This window comes from Natrinema halophilum, from assembly GCF_013402815.2.
GTDB lineage: Archaea > Halobacteriota > Halobacteria > Halobacteriales > Natrialbaceae > Natrinema > Natrinema halophilum.
Map to the genome: position 1 here is coordinate 2,343,932 of NZ_CP058601.1, position 16,046 is coordinate 2,359,977.

At 62.7% G+C, this 16,046-nt stretch carries 11 protein-coding genes; 4 read left to right on the forward strand and 7 right to left on the reverse strand.

The genetic code is table 11. The annotated features are described in order from the left end of the window. Positions 1-28: 28 nt before the first annotated feature. From HYG82_RS32155 to HYG82_RS32165, 3 genes are all read left to right on the forward strand, one after another. Positions 29-1,033 carry an RAD55 family ATPase gene (locus HYG82_RS32155; RefSeq protein WP_179261135.1) on the forward strand — a complete coding sequence of 335 codons (1,005 nt, stop codon included), beginning with the start codon at positions 29-31 and terminating at the stop codon, positions 1,031-1,033. A 105-nt stretch (positions 1,034-1,138) separates the two neighbouring features. Continuing rightward, positions 1,139-2,590, forward strand: coding sequence for a hypothetical protein (locus tag HYG82_RS32160; protein WP_235217667.1), 1,452 nt, complete (start codon positions 1,139-1,141; stop codon positions 2,588-2,590). A 371-nt stretch (positions 2,591-2,961) separates the two neighbouring features. After that, entirely contained in the window at positions 2,962-3,513 is a 552-nt protein-coding gene (locus HYG82_RS32165) for a peroxidase-related enzyme (protein WP_179264470.1), read from the forward strand. A gap of 680 nt (positions 3,514-4,193) precedes the next feature. Here the strand turns inward: HYG82_RS32165 and gltB are convergent. The 3 genes from gltB to HYG82_RS32180 form a co-directional block, all read right to left on the reverse strand. Then, entirely contained in the window at positions 4,194-8,804 is a 4,611-nt protein-coding gene (gene gltB, locus HYG82_RS32170; RefSeq protein ID WP_179261136.1) for a glutamate synthase large subunit, read from the reverse strand. 515 nt (positions 8,805-9,319) lie between these two features. Then, positions 9,320-10,801: a proline--tRNA ligase gene (proS, locus tag HYG82_RS32175; RefSeq protein WP_179261137.1), complete on the reverse strand. Its 1,482-nt coding sequence runs from the start codon at positions 10,799-10,801 to the stop codon at positions 9,320-9,322. A 107-nt stretch (positions 10,802-10,908) separates the two neighbouring features. Beyond that, a complete protein-coding gene (locus HYG82_RS32180; RefSeq protein ID WP_179261138.1) occupies positions 10,909-11,253 on the reverse strand; it encodes a DUF7994 family protein in 345 nt (114 codons plus the stop codon). A gap of 230 nt (positions 11,254-11,483) precedes the next feature. Between HYG82_RS32180 and HYG82_RS32185 the strand changes: the two genes are divergently transcribed. Continuing rightward, entirely contained in the window at positions 11,484-12,458 is a 975-nt protein-coding gene (locus HYG82_RS32185; RefSeq protein WP_179261139.1) for a quinone oxidoreductase family protein, read from the forward strand. Positions 12,459-12,606: 148 nt separating this feature from the next. Here the strand turns inward: HYG82_RS32185 and HYG82_RS32190 are convergent, their stop codons facing one another. From HYG82_RS32190 to HYG82_RS32205, 4 genes are all read right to left on the reverse strand, one after another. Next, the gene (locus HYG82_RS32190) at positions 12,607-13,137 is read right to left on the reverse strand and encodes an 8-oxo-dGTP diphosphatase (protein WP_179261140.1); all 531 of its coding nucleotides are present in this window, start codon (positions 13,135-13,137) and stop codon (positions 12,607-12,609) included. A 143-nt stretch (positions 13,138-13,280) separates the two neighbouring features. Continuing rightward, positions 13,281-14,168 (reverse strand): agmatinase, encoded by an 888-nt coding sequence (speB, locus tag HYG82_RS32195; RefSeq protein ID WP_179261141.1) that lies wholly within the window; start codon positions 14,166-14,168, stop codon positions 13,281-13,283. After that, on the reverse strand, positions 14,168-14,542 hold the full coding sequence (locus HYG82_RS32200) for a translation initiation factor IF-5A (protein WP_179261142.1): 375 nt from the start codon (positions 14,540-14,542) through the stop codon (positions 14,168-14,170). The genes speB and HYG82_RS32200 overlap by 1 nt, the downstream gene beginning before the upstream one ends. A gap of 379 nt (positions 14,543-14,921) precedes the next feature. After that, positions 14,922-15,995 carry an enolase-like domain-containing protein gene (locus tag HYG82_RS32205; RefSeq protein ID WP_179261143.1) on the reverse strand — a complete coding sequence of 358 codons (1,074 nt, stop codon included), beginning with the start codon at positions 15,993-15,995 and terminating at the stop codon, positions 14,922-14,924. Positions 15,996-16,046 lie beyond the last annotated feature (51 nt).

Genomic DNA, 16,046 nt, shown 5'->3' on the forward strand with positions numbered 1-16,046 from the left:
TGGTCCGTTCGTGGTAGCGCGTTCCGGTATGTCAGAACAGCTCTGGACGGAACGCGCACCCGAGTATCCACTCGAGTGCGACCACTGTCACTACCCGATCCCCGGTGAGCCCGAAGAAAGCGACGACGGCCGATTCTGCTCGGTTGCCTGCCGCGAGGCCGCCGCCGATAATTCCACGATGACCGATCCGCACGCCTACAAGCGGGTTGCGACGGGTATCGAACCGATCGATTCCCTCGTCCCGAACGGAATCCCTGCGGATTCGTTTCTCCTTCTCTTAGGCGACGAGGGGACCCGTCGCGCCGAACTCGAGATCGAACTCGCCTGGCGGGCGCTCGAGCGGGGAGAACCCGCCGTCGTCGTCTCCTTCGCCAATCCACCGACGGCGACGCTCGAGCGGTTCTATCAGAACGGCTGGAACGTCCTGCCTGCGCTCGAGAACGATCGCCTTCGGATCGTCGATTGTTATACGCATCGGCTTGACGACCGCGACGCGTTTCTCGACCATCGCAACGAGTGGACCGCATTCGTCGGTGAAGCCGCCGAAGATGCGATCATCGAGGTACGCGACCCGAGCGATCGCCGCGAGCTGACCAACAGCCTATACGGCGCGCTCGACGACCTCGAGATGAACGAGACTGGGCTTGTGACACTGGACTCACTGGACGAACTCGAGACGCTACTGCAGGATCGACAGGTTCACGATCTGGTCAAAGATATTCGGGCGACGGTCTGCAAGGCCAGGTTCGTCCCCGTCGTCGCCGCGGCGTCGACGGCCAGCGACGGCGAGTATCCAGAATCCGAGTACGTTTTCGACGGAATCGTCGATCTCCGATTGGACGACCAGCACGCGCCAGATGCCAGGCTCAAGCAGCTTGCTGTCCGCAAACTAATCGGCGCTCAGACGCTGCCGCAGTGGGTAACGTACGAATACGAACCCGCTCGCGGACTGTTCGCGTTCGGCGGGAACGGAGAGACACCACAGAAGTACGATCTCGGAAACGGGACCCAGCAGCAACCGCAAACTCGGTAGTCAGATCGGCGGAACGACCGCAGCCTCCGTCGGCCTGTGGGACGTACTGTTCGATAACGGCCAGGATTCCGGCGTCCAGCGTGGAGACGGGTTTCACGGCCGTCTGTGGCAGACGGTCGGTATGCACGCGAACGCGCGCTCAGGATTTATCAGCTCGTTCGGTCAAACACCCACCGCAGTACCACGGCCACGAGCGATCAGCGCGTCTATTCGGGCGAGTCACTGATCGACGATCGATCCGCACCGAACGATCCACACTACTTCACCATGAACGACCGATACGACAGCGACCGACGATGGACGGACGAACGGAGCACCGACCGCTCGGGCGAGAGCGAGCACCGAACTGGGAACCGGGACGAAGAGCGGAACCGTGGAACCGATCGAGAGCAACAGGGAGACGACCGTGGCTGGCTCCACGGCCTGTTCAGCCGCGGCGGGAGCAATGAACGGGGCTCGCAGGGGCCAGAACATCGAGGCCGAGCGGAAAGGGGAACCGAGGAATCCACCGGCCGGGGATCGACTACCGATACGACCGGCCGGGGTCGCCAACGGAGGCGTCAGTCTGACCGCGGGGAAGGCGACTTTTCCCAGCGCAAGCAACAGTCCGACCAGCCAGGCGAGCCCGGACAGCAGTTCAGCCAGCAGGGAAGTCGCTCACAGCATCGGCAAGGCGCCCAGCAACGAGGCGGGCAATCCGACCGCCGACAGCAACACAGTGGCTTCGAAACCAACGCGACGGAGCAAAGCGACCTCGAGTACGGTGGCGAAGCCCGGCGAGAGGAACACCACGGTGGTCACCGCCCGCAGCGAGACGCGTTCGACCAGCAGAGCCAGCGCGAGCACCAGGGCCAGCGCGAGCACCAGGGCCAGCGCGAGCACCAGGGCCAGCGCGAGCAGCAACGGGGTAGACAGGGCCGATCGCGACGGCAACAGGGTGGCGGTCGAGAGCGGAGCAGTCAGCAAGGAAATCAGCGAGGCGAAGAGCAACGCGGTCCCCAACAGCGCTGGCAGGGGAACAGGGATACGCAGTCCGAGCCGATGCACAGCAGCCAGGGTCGTCAGGGCGAAAATCGATATCAGAGTGATCGCCAGGGCCAGCGAGGCAACCGGTATCAGAATACCGGTGAACAACACGGCAGCCAGTATCAGCAGGGACAGACCGAATACGGCCGGCATCAACGCAGCGAAGGCCACCAATCCGGCAGTCAGCGGAATCGCGGCGGCGACCAGTACGACCAGGGAACGGAGGGTCGCTACGGGGACACCCAACAATACGACCGGAGACGTAACCAGGACGACACCGACCGCTCCGCTGGTCGCATGAATCGAGAACAGTCGAACACGGGTCTCCAGTACCGTCAGCAAAGGCGGCAATCAGAGCAAGGTGACTGGTCGCAAAGCGGCGAATCGAATCAGCGCCGCTCCGAGGCCGGCGGTAGCGACCGGAATCAACAACTGGACGACGAGGACATGAGTAACCGCCGGCACATCCACGAGCGAGATCCGACCGCCGATTCGGGCCGATCCCGTGACGAAGACTACCGCTCTGGATGACGTCAGTCGACTGACGTTCGAGTCGCCGAGCCGAACCCCGGCCACCCCGTCGGAATTGACTTCGTTCTTTTATCATCGCCGTGTCGAGTATCGGGACGCGTAATAGCGCCGTCAACGGCTGCCCAACCGCTCGGCATCGACCGACGAAATCGGGAGGCAGGGACGTTGCGTGTTGGTAGAGATTCCCGCGGCTGCGTCGGCAGCACCGTCGACCCCAGTTAGAGAGGGCGTCCTCGAGACGGTAGTAGTCGAGCAGGAGACGGCGAAAATCCGCCTGCCGAATTATTACGGGTGCTTTCGAAAGAGGAAGTGTGAGCGAACCAGATTCCGACTCCGAACCAGAATCGACTCCCGAACTCACCGACGACGCGATGGCCCGGTTTCCCGTGCCGTCGTTCGACGACCTCCCCGAGGACCTACAAGAACGAATCGCTGACGAAGCCGATCGCGCCGGATTCACGCCGAACGTATTCTCCGCGTTCGCGTACAAACCCTCCCACTTCCGGGCGTTCTTCGAGTACCACGACGCGCTCGTCGAGGATAGTGCCCTGGAGCGCGAGGAGGTCGAAATGATCGTCGTCGCGGTGTCGGGTGTCAATCACTGTTACTACTGTAACGTAGCTCACGGTGCGCTCGTTCGGATCTACGCGGACGATCCGATGCTGGCTGACCAACTGGTCGCGAACTACCGGACGGCCGATATCGGCGAGGCGCACAGGACGATGCTCGACGTCGCCGTCAAACTCACCGAGCGGCCGACCGAGGTCGGACCTGCTGATCTCGAGGCCTTGCGCGAGGTCGGCTTCAGCGACGAAGCGATATGGGACATTGGAGCTGTCACTGCGTACTACAACATGAGCAATCGAATGGCGACCTTCGCCGAGATTCGCCCGAACGACGAATTTCACACACTCGGCAGGTGAAACTGCACCGCAATCCCCGTCTGCTTTTCGACGGCGTCGTGGCTCCAAAACCGTATCCGGTCGGTTTTTAGATGATGCTAAAGATTAAGTTGATGTGGCCTAAAATAGAGCGCGTGAACGGAGGTGATCAATCCACGAATCCAGCGCGACCTATCCCGTCAGTTACTGCTACAAAACGTGACCGTGCCCGGTCGTAGCAGCCAGGTAGACAGCGGACGCCGACTGAAAGTTGCGAGACGTCGTCTCACACGTGGTCAGCCCTCGTAACCGACGGTCGGCAACGAGCTCCTGACGTCCGAAAAACCCCGCTGTTTTGATGGATACTCCTCGACGAGCCGCAGTGCTCGATGACTCCCGAAGCGAATGGAACGATAGTGAGCGGCGGCTGGCGCGAACGGATTCGAGTCGCCGTGACAGGGGACGGTGACCGACGAGTCCGAACAGAGAAGAACGAGTTACCTGGGCCGGTACGAGCCCTCGCTTCAACCGAAGCCGCCGAAGGCGCGGCCCCTTAGATATTTCACCGATCCATATCGAGGGTGTTCGACCCCCTTACAATCTCACAATCGACGAGCCGATCGGCGGGCGAAGGCATCAACCTGGTTACCGGGCATGGCAACCGCCGCGTTGGTGGTCCAGTAGCCGTCCGTCGAAAACGATCGCAGCCGAATATCTCCGTTTCAGTCGTCGCTCGCTGCAAAGCTGGCCGATTCAGTCTCGAGGTCTGCCTCGGGCATGCCGGGGAGTTCGTTACGGACGTCGTCCGATCCCTGCTCCGTGATCGCCTCGTGGTAGGCGTCGGGCATGACCTTCACGAAGGCATCGAGGGCGCGCTCCCAGTTCTCGAGGAGGCGCTGACCGCGCTCGGAGCCGGTGTACGCCACGTGATTTTCGACCAGCCGGCGCAGCATCTGCTCGTCTTTCTCCTCGAGGTCCTCGTGGAGGGACACCATTCCGGTGTTGGCTTTCGCCGCGAACTCGTCGTCAGGGTCGTAGACGTAGGCGACGCCGCCGGACATCCCGGCGGCGAAGTTCTTACCGGTGTCGCCCAGTACGGCGACGACGCCGCCGGTCATGTACTCACAGCCGTGATCGCCGACGCCTTCCGCGACGGCTTTCGCACCGGAGTTGCGGACGGCGAAGCGTTCTCCGGCGACGCCGTTTACGTACAACTGCCCGTCGGTCGCACCGTAGAGCGCGACGTTACCGATCGCGACGTTTTCGGTGGGATCGTAGGCTGCTGTTTTGGGGGTCCGAACCGTGAGCTTGCCCCCCGAAAGCCCCTTGCCGACGTAGTCGTTGGCGCTCCCGTTCAGGTGCATCGAGACGCCGCTCGCGAGGAACGCACCGAAGCTCTGGCCGGCGGTCCCTTCGAGATCCACGGTGATCGTGTCCTCGGGGAGGCCGGGTTCGCCGTAGCGGCTGGTGATGCGATTCGAGAGCATCGCGCCGACGGTTCGGTCGATGTTCGAGACCGTCGTCTCGAGCGAGACCGGGTCCTGATTTTCGATCGCGTCGGCCGCGGCCTCGATGAGGTCCCGGTCGAGTTGGTCCTCGAGTTCGTGGTCTTGGTCGCGGATCTTTCGGCGAACGTCGCTGCCAGGGTCGGCGAGGACTTCCGAGAGGTCGACGTTCCGTGCCTTCGGGTGGTCGACGTCGTCGCGTTGTTCCAGGACGTCGACCTGGCCGATCATCTCGTCGACGGTGTGGAAGCCGAGTTCGGCCATGATCTCACGGAGTTCCTGCGCGATGAACGTCATGTAGTTGATGACGTGTTCGGGCTCGCCGGGGAACCGTTTGCGCAAGTCCTCGCGCTGGGTGGCGACGCCGACCGGGCAGGTGTTTTTGTGACACTGCCGGGCCATCACGCAACCGCCGGTGACCAGCGACGCGGTACCGAAGATGTACTCCTCTGCGCCGAGCAGAGCCGCGACCGCCACGTCGCGGCCGGTCTTCATGCCGCCGTCGGTGGAGACGCGGATGCGGTCGCGGAGGCCGGTCGCACAGAGCATCTGGTTGGCCTCGGCGAGGCCGAGCTCCCAGGGGAGGCCGGCGCTCTTGATCGAGGTCCGCGGCGAGGCACCCGTTCCGCCGGAGTGGCCCGAGATGTGGACGACATCGGCGTTCGCCTTTGCGACGCCAGCGGCGACCGTACCGATGCCGGCCTCGGAGACGAGCTTGACGTTGATGTCGGCGTCCTCGTTCGCAGCTTTGAGGTCGAATATCAGCTGTTTGAGGTCCTCGATGGAGTAGATATCGTGCAACGGCGGTGGGGAGATGAGTCCCACGCCGGGGGTCGATTTCCGGACGTGGGCGATCATCTCGTTGACCTTCGAACCCGGGAGATGGCCACCTTCGCCGGGCTTCGATCCCTGTGCCATCTTGATCTGCAGTTCGTCCGCGTTCGAGAGGTACGTCGAGGTGACGCCGAAGCGGCCCGAGGCGACCTGCTTGACGTTGCACTCGCGTTCGGTGTTGAACCGCTCCGGCGGCTCGCCGCCTTCGCCCGAGTTCGACTTGCCGCCGAGGCGGTTCATCGCGATCGAGTTGTTCTCGTGGGCCTCCGGCGAGAGCGACCCGAGTGACATCGCCGCGGTGGAAAAACGCTGGACGATGTCCTTGATCGGTTCGACATCCTCGAGCGGGATCGGGTCGCGTTCGGAGTCGAACTCGAGCAGGCCACGAAGCGTCTGAAGGTTCTGTTGTTGATCGTTGATCAGTTCGGCGAATTCCTGATAGCGCTCGTAGTCGTTCGAGCGGACGGCCTGCTGGAGCGCGCCGACGGTCTGGGGGTTCCACTGGTGGTAGATCCCGTCGGATCGGTGTTCGAACTCGCCGTGTCGGTCGAGATCGGGTTCGTCGCCGTCGGGGCTACCGAAGCCGGTCTCGTGGCGCTCGCGGAGGTCTTCTTCGATTTCGGCGAGGCCGATCCCGCCCGTACGGTTCTCGGTGCCCTCGAAGTATTCCTCGACGAGGTCGGAGTCGAGGCCGACGGCCTCGAAGATCTGGGCACCCTGGTAGCTCTCGACCGTCGAGATTCCCATTTTAGCCATGATCTTCAGGAGCCCGTCCTCGACCGCGCCGACGTAGGCGTCGATGGCGACTCCCGTGTCTGCGCCGTCGGGGCCGGCGGTGATGTCGTCGATCGTCTGGAAGGCCAGGTACGGGTTGACCGCGCCCGCGCCGTAGCCGACCAGCGTCGCGAAGTGGTGGACTGTCCGCGGGTCGGCCGACTCAACCACGAGGCCGACGTGATTGCGCAATCCGTTGCGCACGAGATGGTGGTGGACGGCACCGGTCGCCAGCAGGCTCGGAATCGCGACCCGATCTTCGTCGATGCCGCGGTCCGAGAGGACGATGACGTCGTAGCCCGCCTCGATCGCGTCGACGGCGTCCGCTCGGACGCGTTCGATCGCCGACTCGAGGTCGCACCCGAGATCCTCGCTCGTGGATTCGTAGGTGAGATCGATCGTCGCCGCGGTGATTCCGTTGGCCGAACAGTCGCGAATGGACTCGAGTTCGGCGTCAGTCAGGACGGGCGAATCGAGGACGAGCTGTCGGGCGTGTTCGGACGATTCGTCGAGCAGATTGCGCTGGAAGCCGAGTCGGCTCTCCATCGAGGTGACGAGTTCCTCGCGGATGTAATCGAGCGGTGGATTGGTGACCTGCGCGAACAGCTGCTTGAAGTACGAGAAGAGCGGCCGATTGAACTCCGTCAGCACCGACAGCGGCGTGTCGTCGCCCATCGATCCGACGGGGTCTTTGCCCTTCTGGGTCATCGGTTCGATCATGTTCTCGAGTTCGTCGTGCGTGTAGCCGAAGGTCGCCTGGTGCGCACGCAGGCTCGAGAGTTCTTCCCGGGGCGTCGGGTCGGTCGTGGTCCGGATGTCATCGAGGTGAACCTGCTCCCGGGCGACCCACTCGCCGTATCGGTCGTCGGTCAGGTCCTCGAAGACCTCCTCGTCGGGAATGACGCGGCCCTCGGCGGGATCAGCGAGAAACAGCTGACCCGGCTGGAGGCGGCCACGCTCCTCGATGTTTTCGGGCTCGGTCTCGAGCGCGCCGGCCTCGCTGGCCATGATCAGTCGATTATCCGTCGTCACGTCGTATCTGCACGGTCGCAATCCGTTGCGATCGAGGACGGCGCCGACCCGTTCGCCGTCGGTCGCCGCGACCAGTGCGGGACCGTCCCACGGCTCGACGAGCGACGCGTGGAAATCGTACCAGTCCTTCCGATCGGGGTCCATCGCGTCGTCGCCACGCCAGGCCTCGGGAACGAGCATCCGCAGGGCGTGTTCGAGGTCGCGCCCGTCTTGCATGAGCAACTCGAGGGCGTTATCGACGCTTGCGGTGTCGGACTGGTCGGGGTCGTCAATGATCGGCTTGACCGCCTCGAGGTCGTCGAGAACGTCGCTCTCGATGTCGGTTTCGCGGGCGCGCATCCAGTTGATGTTGCCCTGGATGGTGTTGAACTCGCCGTTGTGGATGATGTTTCGGTAGGGATGAGCGAGGTGCCAGGCACCGAGCGTGTTCGTCGAGAACCGCTCGTGAACCATCGCGAACGTCGATTCCATCCGTTCGTCGGTCAGGTCGGGGTAGTACGCGGGGACCTGCACGCCCTTGAGCAAGCCCTTGTAGACGATCGTTTTCGAGTCGAGCGAGCAGACGTAGAAGCGATTGGCGCTGTCGGGGTCGATCCCCTCGGCGGCGTCTCCGCTGGCGTCGCTATCGGAATCTCGGTGAGCGCGTTGCTCGACGGTGTTCTCGAGCGCACGACGGGCGACGTAGAGTCGACGGTCGAAATCGTCGCCGGAGATGTCGTCTTCGGGTGCGACAGCGACCTGCCAGACGTCTGGTTCCGAGTCGACGGCCGTCTGCCCGAGGTCCTCGTTGTTGGTCGGAACGTTACGCCACTCGAGAGCGGCTAGACCGTAGGTGTCGAACGTTTCCTCGACGAGCGAGACGAGGTCGTCGCGTGCCGCGGAGTCCTGGGGGAAAAAGAGCGAGCCGACGGCGTAGGTATCCGGAAGATCAGCTTCGAGAACGTCCTGGAAAAACGAATCGGGCGTCTGGAGCATGATACCGGCCCCGTCGCCGGTGTCTTTTTCCGCACCGGTCGTTCCGCGGTGTTCGAGATTGCTAAGTAGGTCGAGGCCGTCTTCGACGACGTCGTGACCGCCGTTTCCGTCGAGGTCCATGACGACGCCGACGCCGCAGTTTGATCGGGCGTCCGTCGGGTCGGCGAGCCCCTGCGAACGCTCAGCGGGAGGCGATACGTGTGACTGTGACATACGCAGCCCTAGCTGGAACGGATATAAGAGGCTAACCCATAATGACTGAGTGTATTATAAACACATACATACGGATATAAGGTGTAGAGACACACCTTAGTTTCTGTCGCCGGAGCCGGTCCCGAGATGGCTCTCGAGGGAGCAAGCGACACCCCGGTCGCGGAATGAACGAACCATCGAATTTCCGCTACCGTGGAAGAAAACTTCCCGGTAGCGGACAAATGTCAGAAGCACGCAGTGTCCACCCACCAAAGTGAACACTACGAGCCTGTAGTTGCGCTTCCCCGTGTAAGCAACCTCTGGTTAAACAGTTAGGTAGCTATGGCCGGATGCCGGTTTTTTCCGTTCCCGTCTCGCTAAAATAGACGCGTCTGGTTCAGCAGTGAGGGCGAACACGTCGCGAAGCCACCGCAACTCGAGCGGGCCCGGTGAGGCGACAGGTAATGGCATTCACCCACTATTTCCGCGTTCCTCGTAGTGAGTTGAAATAGCCTTCGCTGTGGGTACTGCAACCGCTAATACGATTTCGCGAAATATGCGATTTCGTCGGCGGAGTCTCCGCAGACGCCACACTCATCCGATTCCGGTTCGACGACTTCGCCCCCCGACTTTCCGCCCTCGTCGGTCAGGGGCTGGAGAACTATCTCCGCGGCGATCTTCTCCTTGATCACCTCCTCGCAGGCCTCATCGCCGCACCATGGAGTCTTTACGTAGCCACCGTGTTTGCCGATCGTTCCGAGGATGTCTTCGGGGCTGTGGGCTTCGCGGACGTTCTCTTCGACATTTTCCTCGGCCGCTTCGTAGAGTTTGTCGTATATTTCGTCCAGATGCTCGTCGACCGCATCGACGACGTCGTCCCGATCTTCGACGGTATCTTCGTTGTCCGGTCTGTGGACGGCCGTGACTTCCTCGTCGTCGACCTCGTGAGGTCCGATCTCGAGTCGAAGCGGGACGCCGTTGAGTTCGTGTTCGTTGAACTTGAAGCCGGGATTGCGCTCGTCGCGATCGTCGAGTTCGACGCGGAACCCAGCCGCTTCGAGGTCGTCAGCGATCGCTCGCGAGTACTCGAGCACGTCGTCTTTCGTGTCCTCCTGCCAGATAGGGACGATGACGACCTGCGTCGGTGCGATCGTCGGCGGGAGGACCAGCCCCTGGTCGTCGGAGTGGGTCATGATGAGCGCCCCGATCGCTCGCCAGGAGAGTCCCCAGGAAGTGGTGTAGGCCGTCTGCTCCTCTTCGTCCTCGGCGACGAAAGTGATGTCGAACGCCTCGGCGAAGCTCTGACCGAGGTTGTGGCTGGTCGCCCCCTGGACGGACTTCCCGTCGGGCATGAGCGCCTCGACGGTCGTCGTCGTGTCTGCACCAGGGAACTTGTCGTGTTCGGGTTTCTTGCCGCGCAATACCGGAATCGCCAGGACGTCCTCGTACACGCGCTCGTACTGGCCGAGCCGAGTCCAAACCTCCTCCCACGCGCCCTCGTTGCTGGCGTGGGCAGTGTGGCCCTCCTGCCACATGAACTCCTTCGTGCGGAAGAACGGCTTCGTCTCCGTCGCCTCCCAGCGGACGACCGAACACCACTGGTTGAGGCGAAGCGGCAGATCGCGGTGACTGCGGGTCCAGTCGGCCATGAACGGCGCGATGATGGATTCGCTCGTCGGTCTGACCGCGAGGCGTTCCTCGAGTTCTTCGTGGCCGCCCTGCGTCACCCACGCGACTTCGGGATCGAATCCCTCGACGATGTCTTTTTCCCGCTCGAGGAAGCTCTCCGGGATGAACATCGGGAAGTAGACGTTATCGACGCCGGTTTCCTTGAACCAGCCGTCGAGTGCGTTCTGGATTCCTTCCCAGAGCGCGTATCCGCGGGGCTTCGTGACGATGAACCCGCCCATGGGGGCGTAATCGGCGAGATCGGCCTTCTGGACGACCTCGGCGTACCATTCGCCGGGTTTGTGCGATTTCGACTCGGTGATTCCGAGTTCCTGACTCTCGTCGCTCATTAATTCGACTCTCAGGCAGCGCGGGCTTAAACCATGCGAAGGCCGGACGCCGACGTGGGACGTCTCACGAGGCCGAACCGGGGCACGGCGTCGGGTCCGTCCGTCGATCAGCCGCCGTCGCAGTCGAGTCGTTCCCCACGGGTGTATCTCCCGTGAAACGCGAGCATGTCGAATCCCATCCCCGCCAGCGAGAGTCCGCCGACGCCCACCAGGAGAACATAGATGGGACTATCACTCCCGCTGAGTCCGATCGGTAGCGAGCAGCCGATCAGGACGTCCCCGGCACCGGTCCAGCGGTACCATGCAAGGCGGTCGGTCAGTCTCGTCTCGGTCGCTGCCACGATGTGGAAGGCACCGCCCAACCCGATCAACACCGATTGCCCAAGAAGAACCCGTTCCTCCATCACATCGATACCGAGCAGAACGAGGGTGACACTGCCGACGAAAAGCATGAACAACCCGACGGCGGCACTGAGTTTGGGTTACGACGGTCGTTCATACGGCCTCCGGCGTCGATCGGAAGCGTCGGTTTCGCGTGAGGAAATGCATTGTTTCATATTCACTCGTACTGTACTTAACCATTGGTGGGATGTGTTCGCCTTCGCTGTGAACGGTAAACGAACGGCCAGTTTCATCCGGTTCTCGCAGTTTTATGCGATCGACTGGCGTACGAACGAACGGAATGAAAGCAATCGAAGTCGACGCATACGGTGACAGCGACGAACTCTCGGTCGTCGACGTACAGATGCCAGAACCGGACGCGGGTGAGGTTCGAATCGACATCGAAGCGGCGGGGATCAATTTCGCGGACATCATGCAGCGACGCGGCCACTACCCCGGCGGACCAGAGCCACCGTACGTCCCCGGCATGGAAGCCGCAGGGACGGTCAACGCGGTCGGCGAGGGGGTCGACGACCTCGAGGTTGGCGACCGCGTCGTCACGATGCTCGACACCGGCGGGTACGCGGAATACGCCACTGCCGACGCCGGAATGCTCTTTCCGGTTCCGGACGAGATGAGCCTCGAGGCGGCCGCCGGCTTCCCGGTCCAGTTTCTCACTGCCCACGCCTGCCTCTTCGAGTGGGGTGGACTCGAGGAGGGCGAATCGGTACTGATCCAGGCTGCAGCCGGTGGCGTCGGAACGGCAGCCGTCCAGTTAGCGTCGAACGCCGGCGCGGAGGTCTTCGGGACCGCAAGCACGCAAGAGAAGTTGGACCTCGCATCGGACCTCGGCTGTGACCACCCGATCAACTATACGGAGACGGATTTCCGCGAGGTCATCGACGATGAGACCAATGGCGATGGAGTCGACCTCGTCCTCGAGAGCGTTGGCGACGACGTCTTCGAGCGCAGCCTCGATGCGATGGCACACTTCGGACGCATGGTCACGTACGGCGTCGCAAGCGGCGTCCCCGCGGAGGTCAGTAATCAGCGCCTGCTCTTCGAAAACAAGACCGTCAAAGGCTTCCACCTCGGGCAGGCCGCCACGCACGATCCGGGACGAGTAATGCAGGCCGTGCCCGATCTCACGGAAGGACTCGCAAGCGGTGACCTCGAAGTTATCCTCGGCAAGTCGTTCGCGCTCGAAGACGCCGCCGAGGCCCACCAGTACATCGAGGACCGGAAGAGTTCCGGGAAGGTCGTTCTGCAGCCATGAGAGTGTGGGGAATCTACTTCGAGTAATCAAGTATACGTCCGCAACGCTTGTATACAATGCAAAGGCGGTACTGTGCGCCGAATCAGTACGCGAGGATTCTCGAGAAATTCGATTTCCTCGGCGAGACGCAGGGAACTGTTTCGAGACGTTACTGCCCCCTCGCTCCGTCAAACGAGACGCCCCACTCGAGGTCGGAGTCGACGAACGCGGCTTCGTCCAGCGGCTCGCCGCCCTCGAACCGTAACTCCGCAGTGACAGATCGTCCCTCGAGGACGCCGGGCAGCCAGAGCCGGTCGTCCTCCCACATCTGATCGTAGGGCACCTCGTCGACGGGGACCCACTCCGGATGCGCCTCATCGGAGGATGTGGGCTCGCCGCCGAACGAGCGAGTTCGGTAGACGTGACAGAACGTGTGGTCTTCGCCGTCGAGCAAAAACCGGAGTTCGCCCGCCTTCTCGAGGTCCCGTACCTCGAGACCGACCTCTTCGCGCGTCTCGCGGATGGCACACTTCCGTGGGCCCTCCCCGGGTTCGCACTTGCCGCCAGGCCCGTTGTACCACCCCTCGCCCAGACCGCGGCGTTTCTCGATAAGGAGTACCTCGCGTAACGTGTCGCCGTCCGTGGCGGCACCCTCGCTATCGTCGTCACGGAGCGGGAAGCAAAGCGTCGCCTCGATCATATCCGTCAGTTCGTTCGGAGCGAAATAAGGCTGTACGCTCGCTCGAGTCCGCCCAGCACAGCGGTCAGCGGTAACGTGATTCCGAAACGTCGTCACACGTACACTCGACGTGGACCGATGATCACGGCGACGAGTACGTCGGCTCACCCGTCGACGTGCGAAAAGACGAACTCCCGAACCAGTTTCGCGGCCAGTGCAGCGGCCTGCCCGTCGTCGCGGTCGTTCACTTCGACCACGTCGAAGCCGTCGGCGTGTGGGGCGACTGCGTGCACGACGTCACGGATGTCGCGGGGCTCGAGTCCGAACGGTTCCATCGTCCCGGTTCCGGGCGCGTAGCCGGGATCGACGGCGTCGATGTCGACGCTCAGGTAGACGTCGCGATCCGCGAATTGCCCGTCGTGTGACCACTCCGCGACGTCCTCGGGCGGGACGACGGTTACGTCGTCCGCAGCGGCTCGCTCCCACTCGGCTTCGCTCCCGGTTCGCACGCCGAGCAAGATCGCCTCCTCGATCGAATCGACGTCCTCGACGATCCGTCGGGTGACGGCGGCGTGTGACAGCGGGTTGCCGTCGTAGACGTCGTAACAGTCGAGGTGGGCGTCCAGACAGACGAACACCTCGGGTTCGACCGCTCGGACACCCGCAAGGGAGACAGTGTGTTCGCCCCCAAGCAACAGGGGAATGCCATCGTTCCAGACGACCTCGCGAAGGGTGCTCGTCAGATACTCGAGGTACTCCGCGACGTCGTCCCACGCTCGAACGTCGCCGCGGTCGACGACACCGAGGTCGGAAAAGTGTCGGTCCGACCGGTGGTCATAATCGTCGAACGGCGCTGCAAAAGAACGGATCCGCTGGGGCCCAAAGCGGGTCCCAGGATGAAAGGTCGTCGTGGCGTCCAGGGGCGCACCGACGACCACGAAGTTCGCGCCGTCACGGTCCGACTCCTGCCCTCCCGTGTCGGTGTGACTGCCACGGATGGCGTCGTCCGTCGCATCGGTCACCTCGCGTTCGTCGGTCGCCCCGGGAAACATCAGATAATCTTTCGCTGATTTTCCATCTCGAGATATTCAATATTCTCGTCGGGGGAGACGTCCGCGTCCTCGGGAATACGCATCGTGATCGTCTCGTAGGTCTCGAGGTCCATGACCTGCATGTCGTCGCCGTCGACGGAGACGACCTGGCCCTGTTTGCGCTCGATGATCGGGACCCAGATTTTCGCGTCCACGGGCTGGGAGAGCGAGCGCTTCTTGCCGTCGAAGACGCCTTCGGCCTCGACGCGGGCCTTTGCGCTGCCGTGTTTCCCGGGCTTCGCGGTCGAGTAGGAGTTGATCTTACACGCCGTGTCGTCGATCATGACGTAGCTTCCTTCCTGGAGATCGCGAACTTCGGTCTGCTGTTTCGCCATGTCCCGGGGTAATCAACCGACGTGCATAAACCGTTTGGAATGGGCGCTCGAGCGCGTTCCCTGTGGGAAGGGAACTGCTCCAACGATCGATTTACGACGTGACTGATAAACACCGCCGATCGACCACGAAACCACACATATTTTCACGCGTCTTACCGAAACCAGAAACCGTCCGGGCACGAAACTCACATCCAGGCTGGACCGGAGACGCCCATATCCATCCAGTCCAACCCGGACTTCTTCGATAAATGCGCCGTCTGAAAGGCCTACTGGCCAGTGATGACGCCGTCGAAATGCACACCTGTCACTTTTCCCGATCCGTTACGGGGCCGTGGGACCGGTAACAGCGACGCTGCCCACCGATATCGTCCGCCGATCGCTACCGGAATCCGACCGCCTCGGTCGGCGGTTCGAGCGGGCTCGGCGACAGTCCGTCTCCCACGGCGGGATCGTTGTACGCCCGCGGTGCAACGTCGTTCGGCGAATCGGGATACCACATCGACGCAAGCGTCTGGATCTGGCCGCGGCCGACGCCGAGTTCGAACTGACCGCCGCCGTATAGCCGAACGTCGCGTTCTTCGCAGTACGCGATCGTCTCGCACAGCGACTCGAGCGATCCGAATCGCGACGGTTTCACGTTCAGCCAGTCGGGCTCCCACGGAAGCGCCTCGACGTCCTCGAGGCCGTGGATCGGAGCATCCCAGGAAACCCGAGAGCGAACGTCGGAATCGTCGAATAGCGGCCTCGTCTCGTCGGTCAGCGCCGGATCCTCGACGACCGCGTTTGGGAACGATTCGAGGACGAGTTCGTACAGTTCGGGGTCCGCGGGGACGTCGACGTCGGTCCCCTCGTACTGTCCTTTCAGATCGAGAATCCGGACCGCGTCCGTTCCGACCGATTCTTCGATAGCAGCGACGAGATCCGCGTTCCACTCGGGTGTTGGATCGAGTTTGAACGCGATATCCGGCACCCGCTCGCGCAACGCTTCGAGCCGATCGGTCGTCGGCGGCTCACCGAGGCGAGTACTGGCGACGAACCGAACCGGCTCGAGAGAGCGATCCAGCGCGGCCGCGAGATCCGTCTCCGCCTGCCGCAGGGCAAGGTCGAGTGCAGCGCTCTCGAGGCCCCACCGACGGTAGTTCCGAAAGACCTCGCGGTCGGGCGCGCCGGCCGGAAAGAGATCGAGGTTCTCGAGCCGCGTCGAAAACGAGTCCAGGGTAAACTCGCCCGTCAGATCGGGGAGGCCAGTCTCGGCGAGCGCATCGTGATCAGCGGTTTCGTAGGTGACGTCCTCGCCGCGTCCCGTAACCGTCTCGTCGTCGGCCGATGATGGCCCTGTGAGCGAACATTCCGTCGTCACGCGAGTGAATTCGCTCGAAGTCTCGCGTTCGTGGCGCTTGGTCGACGTCGACTCGATCAGTAGCGGCAGATCGGCGATGAGATCGTACTCCATATTGATCGTTCAGCCTCGACGCAAATAGAAGCTCGCCGCCCGACTCGGAGG